This is a genomic window from Mixta sp. BE291 (genome assembly GCF_031457955.1).
Classification (GTDB): Bacteria; Pseudomonadota; Gammaproteobacteria; order Enterobacterales; family Enterobacteriaceae; genus Mixta.
Genome location: NZ_JAVDXN010000003.1, coordinates 404,283 through 421,206, shown reverse-complemented (window position 1 = coordinate 421,206; position 16,924 = coordinate 404,283). Strand labels below are relative to the sequence as shown.

The following is a 16,924-nucleotide window of genomic DNA, read 5'->3' as shown; positions in this document are numbered from 1 at the left end:
CGTGAAGCGAAGATCAGGAGATAAAGTTTTTGCCCTGTTTCAGCACCACGTCGCAGGCTTTGGTTTTCAGCTTCTCGCCCATCGGCGTATTGCTCAGGCTTTTCAGGTTAAGCTGCTGACCGCTGCCGGTATTCAGCAGCCCCATCAGCCCTTGCTGATAATCGGTTTGCTGCGCCTGTTGCGTAGTGTTTTGCAGACCCAGTTTGCTCAGCACCTGATCCTTGATGCTGTTAGCGTTATTCTGGATCACGTTATGCTTCACGCAGTACTCCATCACCCCGGCGGCATTGGTCATGCTGGTGCTGCTGACCGCTTTGTCGCCGCCGTTCAGCAGCCCGGCGAGGGAAGAGAGCGACAGCCCGTTTTGACCGGTGTTGCCCTGCGTCGTGCTTTGCGTATTGCTGTTGTTCTGCTGACTCAGCTGCGTTGCCGCATTATTCAGCTGATCCTGCCAGCTGGCCGCCAGCGCGGTTCCCGTTGCCATAAAAGAGAGCACGCCCGCCGTCAGCGCCAGGCGCCGTAATGTTGTTTTCATTGCCAACCTCTATTCATTTGGCGCGTCAACCACGGCGCGCCCGCTATCAGTTAGGTGGGACTGTGCCGGGCGGCCAGAGTTCCGGAAGGCGCGCCAATCGCGGCATTAACGGCGGTGAATGAGAATTGTCTGTAGGTTAAGGTGAAATTTTCGTCACTTAGCGCACAGCACAGACAATTGAGGTTGCGCAGGTGACAGGTAAGGGTATAATCCACAACGTTTTCCGCATCCCTTCCGTGCCGGAGTGGCGAAATCGGTAGACGCAGTTGATTCAAAATCAACCGTAGAAATACGTGCCGGTTCGAGTCCGGCCTTCGGCACCAAAAGATGCAATCAAGTCGCCCAGGGGCGGCTTTTTTTGTATCTGAAATCCAGTGCCTGCAAGGATTTTCGCGATTTTCCCTCAGTCTAATCAACCTGGTTTAATCTACGTCAACTTACTGATGTGGGTACAACTGCGGGTATATCCCGGTTCGATAATGTTTGTCCCCGCACAGAACCCTTGAAAGGGTACTCATCATGGCTCTGATGATGTAAAGGTTTGTTCGGCTAAGCCTGAAACAAAAGCCTATAGACTTGTAAGTATCCCGCATAATCGTGCCATCCACTTTTAGATGCCTTCAGAAATAATCATTTCTTGTATATTTGGAAAGCGAAACGCCTTTGAAAATTACAATTCGGCATTCCAGTTTCCGAAATATCGCTTCAATTTCTCGATGGTATGACGCCACCTCGGTGCTGTTGGCCTGCACACCGTGTTTTGATTACCGAAGAAGCCGACCTCACTCACTGCCTCTTGTTCGCTGCGGGTTTCCAGCCATTTAACTGAGACAAAATATTCTGATTTATCGGAATCATCCGCGTTGTCTCGATACCAGGCACCGAATTTGAGTACGTCCATTGCGAGTTTTTCGCCATCGTCAGTGTTAACCATAAAGCTGCTGGCTGGTTCAACGGCACTTTGTACCAGACCCACGCCTACATATCCTGTTTTAGGAATGTTGACCCAGACACGATCACCTGGCTGTAGCTGCTTTAACGTTTGGCTGTACCAACTGCCACCGCCTGCGCTGATAAATCCGTAGCTGCGGGCTTCTTCCCAAACGCGGCTGTGTGGGTCACCAAACGAGACGTAAAATTCACCGTTCCAGGGTTCTTTAGTGCTGCCATTTACGCTTGTAACTGCTTGTACGGCATTGGTTTGCGTTTCACTCGGATCGATAAGCCAGGCACGGCTCAGGAACTGCTCGTCACCGTGCTGAAACACTTTAAAGAACAGCACGTTAATTGAGATACCATTCTTACTCAAGTAGTCAACGATACGTTCGGTGGAAGGATCAAGTTCTGCTGCCACAATGATGATTTGGTGCGACTGATTGAGCGACTCTTCTTCCAGTTCGGCATTAAAGAGTTGCTTAAATGCCTGCCCTAAATTTCCACCACCGGAGAATCTATCGTAAATCTGCGACAGACGCTCGGCACTTAAATCATCCACCCAGGAGGCGTAATCCAGCGCCTGAGCAACCACTTCACGTGGCGTGCGGTCGCGTTTCAGTTCAATCAGGATCAGCGACGCATCCGGCGCAATTGCCAGTAGGTCGATACGCCCTTTATCGAGCGTATTCTCCTGATGGCCGATGATCATCCACTGATCGGATAGGATAGTCGGGTCGTTTAAAATCATCTTCTCCAGCAGTTGCTCACTGGCGAGTTTGCTGATGGTTAGCGACTGAGGATTCTCTCCTACCCGCCAGATAGCATGATGAACCGGCATCGTCTGTTCCTTAGTTTAATGCTGCATCGGTAAGTGCATCCGCCAGGTGGAGTTGGGTTTGTTGGGCGGATTGCAGGCGGGATTTGAGGCGATCGCAGATCATGAAGAGATTAAAAACTTTATCAATAATACTTCTCTGTTCTTTGAGAGATGGCAGTGGAATGTTTAATTGCCTTGCCTTTTTTATACCAAAGACAGCATGCGTACTATTAGTTTTCCCCTCTGATAATATATTTATAAATATCGGACTATCCATATACAAAGCAAGAAACTCAGGATAAATAAATGATTTTTTAGGTTGAATAAGAATCAAGTTAGCTGACAAACAATAATTAAATGGTGGTTTAAGAAAAAAAGGCTTACCAAGTGTTCCTATTTTACCAAACACAAAATCACCTTCTTCCAAAGTATATCTCTCGTTATGTTCTAATAAAACTTCTGGAGATACTTTCCTTGAGTCAGAAAAATCTATACCGTTCTCATGATCAATGTCTGTATAACCAATATATGGTACTCCCCCCTCATATTCAGCAGGGGTACGATGGCTTGGTTGAGGATCTATAAAATCGGCAACATCCTCACTGCATACATTTACCCACCAGTCGGGTTTATCAAAATACTGTTCTTCATGACTCACTGGCGGCAACGGTTTTTGCTTTTTAATTTTACCTTCTTTCACCAGTTGCGCTTTTTCCTGCTCAATACGTTTAAGCAACTCAGAAGCGGGTTCATCGTTAGGATCTTGCGGCACCAGTTTACCCATCACAGCCAGTTGCAGAATGGTTTGCTTAAGCGCCTCGATACTCGCCTCAGTGATAAACAGCGTGTCGAAATGCTGGCTGATTCGCGCCCAGTTTCCGGCGAGTTCTTTGGCATTTTTGCTGTCGGTCAGCGTCGCCAAAAGCGTTTCAACCAGTTGCTGATGTGCTTCCAGATTGGTCAGATATTGTTGTTCCAGTTGGTCGCAGAGGGACATTAGTTCGTCAACTTTATTCACAATCCTTGCTTGTTCTGCAATTGATGTTAATTCGACCATTGCATGGATGGCTTTATCGGTTCCTAATCTTGGTAAGTTCATTCCATGCGCTGATTTATTTGCGTAAGCAATAAATCTTGGAGATTTAAGTAAAAGGCGAAGGTAATCAGGAAGAATATTACCGTAGACTTTTATAGGGATGATTTCGGTTGTACATACACCACTATCATCAGCAACCAAAACTTTATCCAGATACGGTCGTAACTTCCCGTAGAGGACATCATTTTTATAAAATTTATTCTTTGAACTTTTAAATGGACGCTCAGAGAACTTAACTCGATTTAAGAGCTTGGATGTACTCTTTTCAATATCTTCAAGCTCAACAATCCAAGTATCTGCATTCGCATCAGTTGGTTCTGCTTTATCACACTCGCCATAGTTAGTAATAAAACCTAACCGCACCCATTCCCACCCGCCCGGCAATTCAAACGGCTTCTCATCCTCACTAATTTCCGGCAGCGGCTTCTGCTTTTTAATTTTTCCCTGCTTTACCAGTTCCGCTTTCTCTGCAGCAATACGCTTTAACAGCTCTGACGCTGGCTCATCATTCGGGTCCTGCGGCACGAGTTTGCCGCGTACCGCTAGTTCCAGAATCAGCTCGCGCAGTTTCTTAATGCCGTAAAGGTCGATTTTACCGTTGCTTCCGCGGCCGGCCGTGGAGCGAGTTTGCAGCGCGGAAGCCCAGATATCGATATGGTCGGTGATCAGCTTTTCAACGGTCATCAGTTCGCCTCCTTGTTGCCTGCCAGTGCGGCACCGAGGATATCGCGCAGCTTGTTGCGCAGTTCGCTGATTTCCGCCTGCTGCGTCTGATACTGCGCCAGCAGCTCATCCGGATCGTGGCTTATGGTTTCCCCCTGATACGGATTCTTAATATCAAGGTTGAAGTTGCGGACGATGATGTCGTCGATGCTGACTTTCCACGCCTGATTGTTTTCTTCGCGGCTGGCAAAACCGTCAGCTTCGTTGCCCCACCAGTCGATTTCTGCCTGAAATTCTTCAAACTTCATCGGTTTGGTTTTGCTGTAGTTCTTCACGCCGTCCGGGTACGGGTGCTCGTAGAACCACACCTCTTTGGTTGGCTGACCTTTGGTGAAGAACAGGATATTGGTTTTGATACCGGTGTAGGGGTTAAACACCCCGTTCGGTAACCGCACAATGGTGTGCAAGTTGCACTCTTCGGTGAGCAGCTTTTTGATTTTGGTTTTGATGCCTTCACCAAACAGCGTGCCGTCCGGCAGTACCACCGCCGCACGGCCTTTGTCTGCCAGCACTTCGATAATCAATTGCAAGAACAGATCGGCGGTTTCACGGGTTTGCATTTCCGCCGGGAAGTTTTTCTCGATGCCGTCTTCTTCGGTGCCACCAAACGGTGGATTGGTGATGATCACATCCAGTTGCTCATCCCAGGAAGAGAGCGGTTTGTTAAGCGTATTGTCATGGCGGATTTGCACCGGCACTTCAATGCCGTGCAGCAGCATATTGGTGGTACACAGCAGGTGCGGAAGCTGCTTTTTCTCTACGCCGTGGATCTGCTGTTGCAGCGTTTTGTGGTCTTCGGTGGTTTTGACGTAATTGTCTTTCACATGGTCAAACGCGCAGGCAAGGAAGCCGCCGGTGCCGCAAGCCGGGTCCATAATCGACTCGCCCAGCTTCGGGTCTATACGGTTGACCATAAAACGCGTCACAGCACGTGGGGTATAGAACTCACCCGCATTTCCGGCATTTTGCAGGTCGCGCAGGATCTGCTCGTAGATATCGCCAAAAAGATGACGTTCCTGGCTGCTGCTGAAGTCGATTTCATTGAGCTTGTTGATCACCTGGCGCAGCAGCGTACCGTTTTTCATGTAGTTGTAGGCATCACTGAACGCCTGTTTAACCACAAAGCCACGCGGGTTCTTATCGATCGGCGCAGTAAGGTTTTTCAGGGTCGGGAATAGATCATCGTTCACAAATTCCAGCAAGGCATCCCCGGTGATGCCCTCGTTGTTCGCCGCCCAGGTGCGCCATAAATAACGCTGTGGTATGGGCAACTGATAGTTATCCTGCTCCAATTCCAGCTCTTCTTCCTGGGTATCAAAAATCTTCAGGAACAGCAGCCATGAAAGCTGACCGAGACGCTGTGCATCGCCGTCCACACCGGCGTCTTTACGCATAATGTCTTGCAGAGATTTAATGACTGAACTAATCGACATGTTTTCTTTCCAATCTTAAAAAAGGATGCCACCGGGAGCCGTAAGCGCCAGGTGGCAGAATAGGGAGTTGGTTATCAGGCTGAACGTGGGGGTAACTGGTAAATTTCACTTTCCAGTTCGTTCACCGCATCTTCATAAGCCTGTTTGCTACCAAAGCTGCTTTTAATAATTTCCAGCGGGCGACCGAGCGAATCGAACGGTTTCAGCTTCAACACCTGGATGTCCTCGATTTCCTGCACGCCTTCATCGGCGTACTTATCCAGCAGCGTGTTTAACACGTTCTGTGCTGACTCAGAGTATTTAGTGAAATAGTTACGCTTGCGAACGTTGTCTGCGCGCTCTTTCCGCGTGAGTGGCGGCTGGCCGTAAACCACATGGCACAAGAGATCGAACGGGTCGAGATCTTTACCCACTTCTTCTGCCAGCACATCCCAAAGCACACCTAGCTGCTCAAGCTCATCAATGATGATCTGTTTGCGGTCCGCAGAGTGCCACTTACGGATGAAGTCATCAAGCGATGAGTAGTCTTTATCTTTAAGCAGCGTTTTGCGGGTGTAATCCTGGAAAGATTCAGTGACTAGCTTGCCGTCGGCATCGTAATACTGCACACGTTTTGCCAGCACTTTTACGCTGACACCGTTGACGTGGAACTTACGGACTTTGTTTTCATCGTCTTCTTCAAAAGCCCCATTTCCTTTGCCTGATGTTGGGTCGTAGGCTGCAGGTGTCTCCGCGGCCCTATTAACCAAATCAGATGGCTCTTGCTCTGAGATTTCGTCTTCAAGTTGTTCATCGAAATTAGAATCAGGATCGGTAATCTCTTGCGGCGTAGTGTGGATCACTTTTTCTGGCAAACCATCGAAACGCGGATCGGCAAACAGTTCGGTGGCTTTTTTAAAGTCGAGAATGGTGAACCACAGCTTGTCGTATTTTTCGTTGATACGCGTGCCGCGCCCGATGATTTGCTTAAATTTGGTCATCGACTGAATGTTCTGGTCCAGCACCACCAGTTTGCAGGTCTGCGCATCTACACCGGTACTCATCAATTCTGAGGTAGTCGCTATCACCGGATAGCCTTTCTTCGGATTGATGAAGTTATCCAGCTGTCCTTTGCCGATGTCGTCGTCACCGGTGATTTTCATCACGTACTTTTCGTTCTTTCTCACCTGCTCGGGGTTGAGGTTAACCAGTGCCCGGCGCATGCGTTCGGCGTGATCGATGTCGTTACAGAAGACGATGGTTTTATCCATCGGGTTGGTACGTTTGAGATAATCAGTGATAGTTTGTGCTACCAGCCAGGTCCGTTCATCAATGACCATCGTGCGATCAAAATCTTTCTGGTTATAAATACGGTCATCAATCAGTTCTCCGTGTTTATCAACCTGTCCTTTAGTTGGCCGCCAACCCTGTAAGTCAACATCGATATCCACCCGCACAACTTTGTACGGCGCGAGGAAACCATCTTCGATGCCTTCTTTGAGTGAATAAGTGTATACCGGCTCGCCAAAGTAGTCGGTGCTGGAAACTTCATTAGTTTCTTTCGGCGTGGCGGTCAGGCCAATTTGCGTGGCACTGCTAAAGTATTCGAGGATTTCGCGCCAGGCGCTATCTTCTGACGCGCTGCCGCGATGGCATTCGTCGATAACAATCAGGTCGAAGAAATCAGGGGCAACCTGTTTAAACGCTTTTTGATGTTCTTCCGGACCGGTGATGGCCTGGTAGAGTGCAAGTTGAATCTCATAAGCAGGATCAATCGTCCTGCCTGTCACTTTTGCCATCGCGCTGCCAAAGGGCACGAAGTCATTAGTTTTAGTTTGGTCAACAAGAATATTGCGGTCAGCAAGAAAGAGGATGCGTTGCTTATTTTTTGCTTTCCATAGACGCCAGATAATCTGAAACGCGGTATAGGTTTTCCCGGTGCCGGTCGCCATGACTAATAACAGGCGTTTTTGTCCCGCAGAAACAGCTTCTACCGTTTTGTTAATTGCCTGAAGTTGATAGTAACGAGGGGATTTCCCGGTGCTGTCATCGTAATAGTCCTGGCTGATGACAGGTAATTGCTCGGCAGTGAACCCTTTCCAGACACAGTATTTGTTCCACAGCTGTTTCGGAGTTGGGAAATCGTTGAGCGTGATTTCTGATTCAAGCTGTGCGGGATTCGTTTTGTCATGGAAGATAAAACCATCACCATTAGAAGCAAAGACAAAAGGCACGTCGAGTAGGCGAGCGTAATCCAGACCCTGCTGCATACCCTTGCCGATCTCATGCTTATTGGCTTTCGCCTCTATGACTGCAAGCGGTAATCCCGGTTTATGGTAAAGCACAATGTCTGCTGATTTCACTGTCAGGCGTGCCGCCAGCTTACCGCGCACCACCACTTTACCATCGCGGAGTTTCACTTCCTGGCGGATTTGCGACATCACATCCCAGCCCGCGTCTTTAACCGCTGGCAGGATGTATTTGGTGATGATGTCCGTTTCAGTCAGATTAGTTTTGTTTACGCCAGCCATAGCAGAACACTCCACGATATTGGGTTAGCTCTGATTTTACACAAAATAGTGCATCAGGTAATGACCTGAAACGACGTTTTGTAGTGACATTGGCATAATCATTTTCGCTATAAAAATCTGCGGCTTCCGAGTGCCTGTGTTGGACCGCATAAGCACGGGGTAACGATAAATTATGGTAGATGACATTGAGCAACGTATTTTTGCATTGGCAAGGCGCTACAATGGTGTTTATTTATTTAACAACGAGAAAAAGCAAAGGTTGTTAACAAAGGGTACTGATTTTGATACTGACATGCGGTTAGATATTGGTGAGGCTGAAGATTTAATGGACGAATTTTTCAAAGAATTTCAGGTGGACCGGGGCCGCTTTAAGATTGAAACATACTACCCCGACGAGCCTTTTTCATGGAATCCATTCAAGAAATTTCCCCCGATCCCTGTTCCAGATTTTACTATCGGTATGCTGATCGAATCAGCTAAAGCCGGGAAATGGCTGTATGACTAATTGCAAGGAGCTTAATAAATGGCTGTACCTGTTCACCTAATTTTAAAAGATGATGGCGGATCGCAGATTATGGGATCTTGTGACGTTCACGGTAGGGATGGAAGCATAGAGCTACGCAGCTTGCAACATGGCGTGGTTATTCCTACAGATCCCCTCACTGGTAAAGTTACTGGTTCCCGTCAACACTGCTCTTTTAACTTCACCAAAGAGATCGATAGTTCATCACCTTACCTGTTTAAAGCCGTTGCAACAGGCCAGACACTAAAAACTGCTGAATTTAATTTCTATCGCATTAACTACAATGGACAAGAGGAAATTTACTATACGATCACGTTGGAAAACGTAAAAGTGGTTAGCTATAGCCCACTGATGCACGACACCCGCAACGTAACAGGTACAGGACACATGGAAGATGTTTCCTTGAGCTATGAGAAAATTATCCATCTCTATAAAGATGGGAGCATTCTTCACTCTGATGCGTGGAACGAGATGAAACAAGCCTAACAACATAATGAAAAAGGGAGCACTACGCCCCCTTCATATCATTCCTGTAAAGCCCGTAATAATGATGCTCAGCAGGAGATGGTGATGCAGTATCTTTCTAATCCTGAACTGGCGAAAGGGTTTTCCCGCGTGGCAAAAAAATTTTAAATATGAATAGCACGGTTATGCGCGACACTTATAAAACCACTAACAGGTAATAAACAACTCTTGTCCGAAAATGAAATGGTTAATTCAAACCGCTTGCGAATTGAGGTGATCGCCAATGGCAAAACATGCCCTTAATTTATTCATCAAGATAGCGCTGTTCGCTGTAATAATGCTGCTTGTTGCTAAAGTGGTTCCGTATAATAGATTAGTTGATTCTATTACGGGACTTTTCGATTTCCAAAGTGCTAACAGGGTTACTCATTTCATTTTGGGTGAGCCTGATTTAGAAGTCTGGGAATCGTTAGACGGTTATTTTAGCATCCTGATCAATACATTAATCAGCGTACCTGTAATGAGCGCCCTTATCACGGCGTACAGCGCTATGACATACAAAATTAGTTTAACAGGTATTCCCAAAGAGTGGGGCAGTTCTACGTTGCGGCGGTTCGCTAAAATCTTCGGATTTACCTTCCTGTTTTGGGCACTGTTCCGCATATTACCTTACCAGTCCATATTCCCTCAGCAAACGATTTCAAATTTCATTATGGCAGCGATGATGGGCTTTCAGTTGCTCTTAACAATTGCTTGCTACTGGTTTATTACGAAAAGGATCTTAACCAAAAGGAGTTTGTAAAATGCCTATTCCGGCTTACATGTGGCTTAAAGACGATGGCGGCGCAGATATTAAAGGTTCTGTAGATGTTCAGGATCGCGAGGGTAGTATCGAGATTGTTGGTTTTAGTCATGGTTTGAACATTCCGATAGATAGTGCCAACGGTAACCCAGGGATGCCAAACGCTAAGCTGACGGGGAACTCGCAGATCAACCACATGGAATCTCTTTCCCTGATGTATGAAAAAATCACCTGGCGTTATGTTGATGGTAATGTCCAGTATACAGACGATTGGAACGTAAGAGCGTAGCCAATAAAAATGGGGCAAAAAAGCAAAATCGTCTATTGATTGGGATACTTTTTTTATTGGATTTATTGAATTCGAAAAAAAGTTAACTTTTTTTATTTTTACTATTGATTCCATTTATTATCATTATCGCTATTTATAATAAATTATAAACGATACTCGAACTATTAAAACTAAAACTTACGACTTGTATTTTATTTAATTAGCAAAGTTAAAATAACAACTAACATGCATTTACCTTTACCCGCCAGGTTAAGATTTTTCCGTTAGTTGATTCATTAATTCCCATGCGGTATCTCTCTTTCGTCCTTTATCCCGATCACCCTTAAAAAACAAAATAAAAACAACCCCACAAATAAATTAACAACCTCTTCCGGTTGTTTTTTGTGAGCGGTTTCATCATTTTCTAAACAGGAAAAATGTATTATCTGCCAGCGATAAAATCAAGGCGGCGGATATCATGGATAATAAATATAAATTACACGAATTCCTGAATGTTAATCGCCTGCAAACCCTTCAGGATAACTTTAGTAAATCGATGATGATCGCCCTTGTGGTGGTGGATCAGGAAGGGGTGCCGGTTACGCGTCCCAGCGGATTTTCTGATTTCTGCGCGCGCTCCAGAATGAACAAAACCCTTGCCCGTCACTGCTATGACAGCGACCGCGCCGGTGGCGAAGCGGCGATGCGCGCCGGTCGGCCGGTGGTGTATCGCTGTTACTGCGGCTTTGTTGAATTTGCCGTACCTATAATGATTAATCATCAATACCTGGGCGCGTTTATTTCAGGGCAGGTTAAGGTTGAGGAAGAGAAAGAAAACAGCATTCCCTACATCCTCGGTAATCAGCAGCCAGAAAGTTCCAGGCTCAGCGATCTGCATGACAATACGCCGCATATGCCCTATGCGCGCTTTGAATCCACGGCCTATACCTTGTTGCACGTTGCTTCCTATCTGGTTGAGCAGGCGCACGCTAACAACATCCAACGCGAGCTGCGCCAGAAAGATCAGGAGCTGGCCTGCGAGTTACGCAAGCGCGTAGAGATTGAACGCGCTTTACATGAAGCCGAGTTCAAAGCGCTCTCTTATCAGGTGAATCCCCATTTTTTATTTAATGTGCTGAATACCATTGGCCGCCTCGCTTTCCTGGAAGAGGCCAGCCGTACGGAAACGATGGTGTATGACTTTGCGGATATGATGCGCTATTTACTGCGTAAAAATAATAATGGCCTAATCACGCTCGGTCAGGAAGTGAATTACGTAAAATGCTATATGTCTATCCAGAAAGTCAGAATGAATGAACGTTTTGATTACACCAACGATATTGCTGAAAAATATAATGATGTTGCCTGTCCATTTTTAATCTTGCAGCCGCTGGTGGAAAACTTCTTTAATTACGTTGTCGAGCCGCGCGAAACCAAAAGTCATATCCTGCTGCGGGCGACCGATGATGGTAAAGATATCACCATTGAAATTACCGATAACGGCGATGGCATCTCGCCTGAGGAGATCGCCCTGATCCTCTCCGGTAATCAGCGGCGTCAAAAAGGAAGTATCGGCATTAATAATATTAACAATCGTCTGCAACTGCTGTTTGGTGAGAAATATGGATTGCAAATAACCAGCCCCTACAAGCCAATGCTTGGCACCACCATAAAATTAAAATTCCCGATGGTGCCCGCCTGAATATGGAGCGTGAGTATGTATAATATTGTGATTGTGGAAGATGAATATATTGAGTCAGAATCATTAAAACGTATTATCTCCCGCTGCGTAGAGAACGCAGTAATCCATGAAGCGCCAACCGGCAGAAAAGCCATCCAGTTAATAGATCAGCTCAATGACATCGACATGATGCTGGTTGATATCAATATCCCGCTGCCCAATGGCAATCAGGTTATTGAACACCTGAAGCGCAAAAACAGCGCCACCAAAGTGATCGTCACCACCGCCAATGATGATTTTGAAATCGTGCGTCATATGCTGAGCCTGAAGGTGGATGATTATCTGTTAAAGCCGGTTAAGCAGAGCATCCTGAGCGATAGCATCCGTAAGACCTTGTTGGTGGATGAAGAGGAGATCGCCGCTACGCGCAAGCTGCGCCAGCAAATCAACCAGCTGATTAGCCAGTGCGACTACCCCGGCTGGCATAGCTTGTTGTTGAGCACGCTGGATGCGTGCTGCGCAGGTCAGGCGTTGCATGGCGAACATACAAAGGCGCTGGTTGACCTGCTGGAATTACTGCAACAGCATCTCATTGAGTCTGATGATAAGTGTGCGGCCAGCTGCGCCAAAGTGGCGGCTATTATCAAAGACATACAACAGCATGGGCTGCCCGCCAGCCATTACTGGCGGATAATGACGGGCTTATTAAGCGTCAGCGAGGAAATTTTTGATCGTGCCTTTAAAAACGCCAGCGGAGATATGAATTTTATTGCCCGCGCGCAGTTTCATATTGAGAGAAACATTGTTAAAAACCTGACGCTGGATGATATCGCGGCTAAAACGTTTGTCAGCCCATGTTATTTAAGCAGGGCATTTAAAAAGAGTACCGGAACGGGTTTTTCAAACTATATCACCAGCCGTAAAATTAATATGGCCAAGTCGCTTTTGCAGTTCAGCGATCTTAAGGTAAACGCGATTGCGCTGGAGCTTTGCTGGCAGGATGCCAACTATTTTTGCCGGATATTTAAAAAAGAGACTGGCCTTGCGCCCTCAGATTATCGCCATATCTTTGCGCCAAAGCGGCATTAATAGTCGGGGAAATATTTGTGCTGCGCTCAGGGCGAGCGCAAAAAAGTCCGCTATCCTGGCAAAATAGTTCACTCGTCCGGCAACAACTGGCCGCTAAGATAAAACACTGTTTTTATAACGTGGCCCCGCCGTGGACGAATATCTTTTTACCTCTGAATCGGTTGCCGAAGGGCACCCCGACAAAGTGGCGGATCAGATTGCTGACGCCATTGTTGATGCTTACCTGTTAAACGATCCCTGGGCAAAAATAACCTGCCACTGCCTGGTGAAAACGGGCGCGGTAATACTTACCGGTGAGATCGCTTCCCACGCGCGCATTGATATTGAACAGGTGGTGCGCGCCACCGTTAAATCCATCGGCTACGATTGCCCGCTGAGAGGCTTTGATGCTGCCACCTGCGCGGTGATCAGCATGCTGGATCACGCATCCGCTGACAGCGATCGAGCGATCCGTAGCCATCATCCACAGCGGATCGGTGCAGCGAACCAGGGCGTCGCCTGTGGCTACGCGTGTAATGAAACGCCGCAGCTGATGCCTGCGCCGGTGCTGTACGCTCATCGCTTGATAGCGCGGCAGGCGCTGTTGCGTAAAACGCGTCAGCTCAATGGCCTGTTACCGGATGCCAAAAGCCAGGTCACATTGGGTTACCGCAACGGCCAGATACGCTATGCCGACAGCATCGTGATCTCAACCCAGCACCATGCCGATCTCCCGCTTGCCACGTTGCGTGAGGCGGTAACAGAAGAGGTGATCAAACCGGTTATACCGGCGCGCTGGCTGACATCAGCCACCCGTTTATTGATTAATCCGGCGGGCGCGTTCACTAAGGGCGGCCCTGCGGCAGCCAGTGGCCTGAGCGGACGCAGGAGCATTACCGATACCTACGGCGGCGCGGCCTGTCATGGCGGCGCAACGTTGTCAGGCAAAGATCCTTTTACTATCGATCGTTCAGCAGCATACGCCGCACGCTATGTGGCAAAAAATATCGTGGCGGCAGGGCTGGCAACGCGCTGCGAAGTGCAGCTGGCGTGGGCCGCCGGATACGCTCAACCGGTCTCGGTGAGTATCAACAGTTTTGGCACCGCCCGGCTGGCGTCAGCAGCGCTGGCGAAGTTGGTCGCGCAGCATTTTGATCTGAGCCTTTACGGCATTATCAGCCAGCTGGATTTGCTGGCGCCGCGTTATCGTCAAACCGCGTGCTACGGCCATTTTGGCCGGGAAACATTTCCATGGGAGCTTACCGATAAAGCAGCGCAGCTGCGTGACGATGCTGCTGGTCAGGTAGGCGCACCCGTCCGTACCCGATGAATTTAAAATAACAGGAGAAGGTTATGTTCGGGCAGAGTTTAGGCTTAATTGAAACCGTCGGCTTAGCGGTGGCGGTTGAAGCCGCTGATGCGGCGATGAAATCAGCGAATGTCGCACTGAAGGGATATGAACTGACAAAAGGCGGCGGTTTAGTGACGGTGAAGTTTACCGGTGAGGTTGGCGCAATGAACGCCGCCATCGCTGCCGGTGTTGCGGCGGCGGGCAGGGTAGGCAGCGTTTACGCCTGGAAAGTGATTGCGCGCACCGCATCCGGCATTGATAGCCTCATCGCTTCAAAGGAAACGTACAGCGTGCAAGATGCGTCTTCAGTTGCTGAACCGCAGAAAACAGCGATCCCGGTGATGAATATCGAACCTGCCAGCGCCCCGAACGGCGACGATCTAAGCAATATATCGCTTCCAAAGGAGGCTGAACCGATGCCGCGCAGCCCAGACGATGCAAAGCAAGCGCAGGTTGTTAAATCCTTCTCTGAAAGCGATACGCAGGCCGTTGAAGCGCCCGCTGCCAGCAATGTACAAGATAATAAAGCGCCAGCGGCCAGCAATGTGCCAGATAATAAAACGCCAGCGGCCAGCGATATGCAGGCCGATACAGCGCCCGCTGCCAGCGATACGCAGGCCGATAAAGCGCCCGTTGTAAGCAATGTGCAAGGGGATAAAAAGTTGGCGCGTGCAAAAGTAAAAAGCGCGAAAAGATAAACAGCTTAATTAACAAAACCACCTGCGTGAAGTGAAGCCCGTTTATTGGGCACGTTTCCTGACAGGTGGTTTTTTTATGTCGGTAAAATGAAGCAGGCCCTGCCTCATTTTATCGCAGTTACTGGCGGTCTCAGGTGCTGTGGCTGCTGGCTACAGACCGCCAATCAGATCATGGATGTTTCTGGCGGCCTCAGGCAGTGGGAGCGCTTAATGTTTTCTCCGTCTTCGCGCCAGGCAGATAGCGCCCGATGCCATAACGATAAATAGCCGCCCCAAGCACGCCGCCAATCACTGGCGCAATCAACGGCACAAGGAAGTAAGGGATCTCTCTGCCGCCGGTCATAGCCACCGAACCCCAGCCGTTGAAGAAGGTAAACAGCCTCGGGCCGAAGTCGCGCGCCGGGTTCATGGCAAATCCGGTTAACGGCGCGGTCGCCGCACCGATTACCGCAACCAGTAAGCCGATCAGCAGCGGGGCAAGCGGCCCTCTCGGCACGCCGTTACCGTCATCGGTCAGCGCCATAATCAACCCTATCAGCATTGAAGTAATAATGATCTCAACCATTGCCGCCAGCCAGACGCTGATATTCGCCGCCGGATAGGTGGTAAAGATGCCAGCCAGGCTCAGGCTCTGCTGAGAGCCGCGTATTATCTGGTGCGCCTGTTCATAATCGGCGAACATATTGTGGTAGATCAGATAGGCGAGCGCCGCGCCGCAAAAGGCGCCAGCCGTCTGCGCCAGAATATAAGGCACCACTTTTTTGGCCTCAAAACTGGCGAACGCCCACAAGGCGATAGTCACCGCTGGATTAAGATGCGCGCCTGAGATGCCAGCGGTTAAATAGACCGCCAGCGCGATGCCCAGCCCCCACACCAGACAAATCTCCCACAGGCCAAAGCTGGCGCCCGCTAACGTCGACGCACATAACACGCTACTACCGAAAAAGATAAATAGCCCGGTGCCAAGGAATTCTGCAATACAGGGCCCTTTTACTGACTCATTATATTCGCTCATATAGCTTCCTTTATTAAGCGATGCAAAGCCTCACCGCATCATCGGTTTAATCGTTTTATTTATTTCATTATTTCAGGTGCTGATTAACCGCCGATATGGCAGTGAAAGCCCATCGATTCCACCACATTTTTTAACGTATCCATTTTCTCTGGCGAATGGGTTTTTGCCGCAGACAAAGGATAAATCCGTCCCAGTAAATGATATTTATTTTCCCCGAAGGTGTGATAAGGCAATAAATGCAGGGTATCCACGCCAGACATTAAGCGGGCAAACTCAGCAATGCTGCGAATCTCCTGCGCATTATCATTAACCCCGGGAATAACTGGAATGCGCACAATGGTTTTCGTAATAAAAGAGATGCGAATCAGGTTTTCCAGAATCTGTCGGTTATTTACGCCGGTGTTTTGCTCATGAACCCTCGGGTCAATCGCTTTAATATCGGTGAGCGCCAAATCCACCCACGGGAATACATCCTCAATCACGGCCTTGCTGGTGAAACCGGTGGTTTCAATCGCGGTATGCCATCCTTTCTCTTTGCACGCCTTTAACAGCTCGCGGGCGAATTCCGGCTGGGCCAGCGGCTCGCCGCCAGATAAAGTCACGCCACCCCCGGCGCGGCGATATAAATTCTCCTCTTTTTGTAGCTCGCGCATCACTTCGCTCACCGTCATGCGCTTGCCTTTCATTTCCAGCGCTTGGGTTGGGCAGACGCGGGTACAGTCGCCACACTGAATACAGCGTTCACGATCGATAAAAAAGGGATTATCCGCAGAGATAGCCCGCTGCTTGCAGGCATCAATGCATTTACCACAGCGGATACAGTCACTTTTTTTAAACATCAGTTCCGGCTGCGGACGCTGTGATTCCGGGTTGCTGCACCATTTGCAGGCCAGCGGACAGCCTTTAAAAAAAGGGATAGTGCGGATGCCCGGCCCATCGTGCAGGGAGTAGCGTTGAATATTAAATAAAACGCCTTCGGTATCGTATTCGACTCTTTTCATCA

15 protein-coding genes and 1 tRNA gene are annotated in these 16,924 nt (G+C 48.5%); 9 read left to right on the top strand and 7 right to left on the bottom strand.

The window, feature by feature from the left end:
- Window positions 1–13 precede the first annotated feature (13 nt).
- On the bottom strand, window positions 14–535 hold the full coding sequence (locus tag J2X14_RS09495) for a YjjA family protein (RefSeq protein ID WP_352410967.1): 522 nt from the start codon (window positions 533–535) through the stop codon (window positions 14–16).
- A 238-nt stretch (window positions 536–773) separates the two neighbouring features.
- Here J2X14_RS09495 and J2X14_RS09490 point away from each other — a divergent pair.
- Window positions 774–858 (top strand) — tRNA-Leu (locus tag J2X14_RS09490).
- Window positions 859–1,205: 347 nt separating this feature from the next.
- On the opposite strand, the gene J2X14_RS09485 is transcribed toward J2X14_RS09490, so the two are convergent.
- The 4 genes from J2X14_RS09485 to hsdR form a co-directional block, all read right to left on the bottom strand.
- On the bottom strand, window positions 1,206–2,309 hold the full coding sequence (locus tag J2X14_RS09485) for a DUF8606 domain-containing protein (RefSeq protein ID WP_352410966.1): 1,104 nt from the start codon (window positions 2,307–2,309) through the stop codon (window positions 1,206–1,208).
- Window positions 2,310–2,319: 10 nt separating this feature from the next.
- The gene (locus tag J2X14_RS09480) at window positions 2,320–4,068 is read right to left on the bottom strand and encodes a restriction endonuclease subunit S (RefSeq protein ID WP_352410965.1); all 1,749 of its coding nucleotides are present in this window, start codon (window positions 4,066–4,068) and stop codon (window positions 2,320–2,322) included.
- Entirely contained in the window at window positions 4,068–5,540 is a 1,473-nt protein-coding gene (locus J2X14_RS09475) for an N-6 DNA methylase (RefSeq protein ID WP_352410964.1), read from the bottom strand. Before J2X14_RS09475 ends, J2X14_RS09480 begins: the two co-directional genes overlap by 1 nt.
- Window positions 5,541–5,614: 74 nt before the next feature.
- Window positions 5,615–8,050: an EcoAI/FtnUII family type I restriction enzme subunit R gene (gene hsdR / locus J2X14_RS09470; protein ID WP_352410963.1), complete on the bottom strand. Its 2,436-nt coding sequence runs from the start codon at window positions 8,048–8,050 to the stop codon at window positions 5,615–5,617.
- A 172-nt stretch (window positions 8,051–8,222) separates the two neighbouring features.
- Between hsdR and J2X14_RS09465 the strand changes: the two genes are divergently transcribed.
- The 8 genes from J2X14_RS09465 to J2X14_RS09430 all read left to right on the top strand — a co-directional run bounded on the left by J2X14_RS09465 (window position 8,223) and on the right by J2X14_RS09430 (window position 14,906).
- Window positions 8,223–8,555 carry a DUF1493 family protein gene (locus tag J2X14_RS09465; RefSeq protein WP_352410962.1) on the top strand — a complete coding sequence of 111 codons (333 nt, stop codon included), beginning with the start codon at window positions 8,223–8,225 and terminating at the stop codon, window positions 8,553–8,555.
- Between the two features lie 18 nt (window positions 8,556–8,573).
- Complete coding sequence (locus J2X14_RS09460; RefSeq protein ID WP_352410961.1) at window positions 8,574–9,059, top strand: Hcp family type VI secretion system effector; 486 nt, start codon at window positions 8,574–8,576, stop codon at window positions 9,057–9,059.
- 262 nt (window positions 9,060–9,321) lie between these two features.
- Window positions 9,322–9,840 (top strand): hypothetical protein, encoded by a 519-nt coding sequence (locus tag J2X14_RS09455; protein ID WP_352410960.1) that lies wholly within the window; start codon window positions 9,322–9,324, stop codon window positions 9,838–9,840.
- 1 nt (window position 9,841) lies between these two features.
- Entirely contained in the window at window positions 9,842–10,129 is a 288-nt protein-coding gene (locus J2X14_RS09450; protein WP_352410959.1) for a type VI secretion system tube protein Hcp, read from the top strand.
- Window positions 10,130–10,586: 457 nt separating this feature from the next.
- Window positions 10,587–11,810 carry a sensor histidine kinase gene (locus J2X14_RS09445; protein ID WP_352410958.1) on the top strand — a complete coding sequence of 408 codons (1,224 nt, stop codon included), beginning with the start codon at window positions 10,587–10,589 and terminating at the stop codon, window positions 11,808–11,810.
- Between the two features lie 15 nt (window positions 11,811–11,825).
- A complete protein-coding gene (locus tag J2X14_RS09440; protein WP_352410957.1) occupies window positions 11,826–12,878 on the top strand; it encodes a response regulator in 1,053 nt (350 codons plus the stop codon).
- A gap of 130 nt (window positions 12,879–13,008) precedes the next feature.
- Entirely contained in the window at window positions 13,009–14,187 is a 1,179-nt protein-coding gene (gene metK / locus J2X14_RS09435; RefSeq protein ID WP_352410956.1) for a methionine adenosyltransferase, read from the top strand.
- Window positions 14,188–14,210: 23 nt separating this feature from the next.
- A complete protein-coding gene (locus tag J2X14_RS09430) occupies window positions 14,211–14,906 on the top strand; it encodes a BMC domain-containing protein (protein WP_352410955.1) in 696 nt (231 codons plus the stop codon).
- Window positions 14,907–15,096: 190 nt separating this feature from the next.
- On the opposite strand, the gene J2X14_RS09425 is transcribed toward J2X14_RS09430, so the two are convergent.
- Together J2X14_RS09425 and J2X14_RS09420 are read right to left on the bottom strand one after the other, a co-directional pair.
- The gene (locus J2X14_RS09425; RefSeq protein WP_352410954.1) at window positions 15,097–15,921 is read right to left on the bottom strand and encodes an MIP/aquaporin family protein; all 825 of its coding nucleotides are present in this window, start codon (window positions 15,919–15,921) and stop codon (window positions 15,097–15,099) included.
- 83 nt (window positions 15,922–16,004) lie between these two features.
- Window positions 16,005–16,922 (bottom strand): glycyl-radical enzyme activating protein, encoded by a 918-nt coding sequence (locus J2X14_RS09420; RefSeq protein ID WP_352410953.1) that lies wholly within the window; start codon window positions 16,920–16,922, stop codon window positions 16,005–16,007.
- Window positions 16,923–16,924 lie beyond the last annotated feature (2 nt).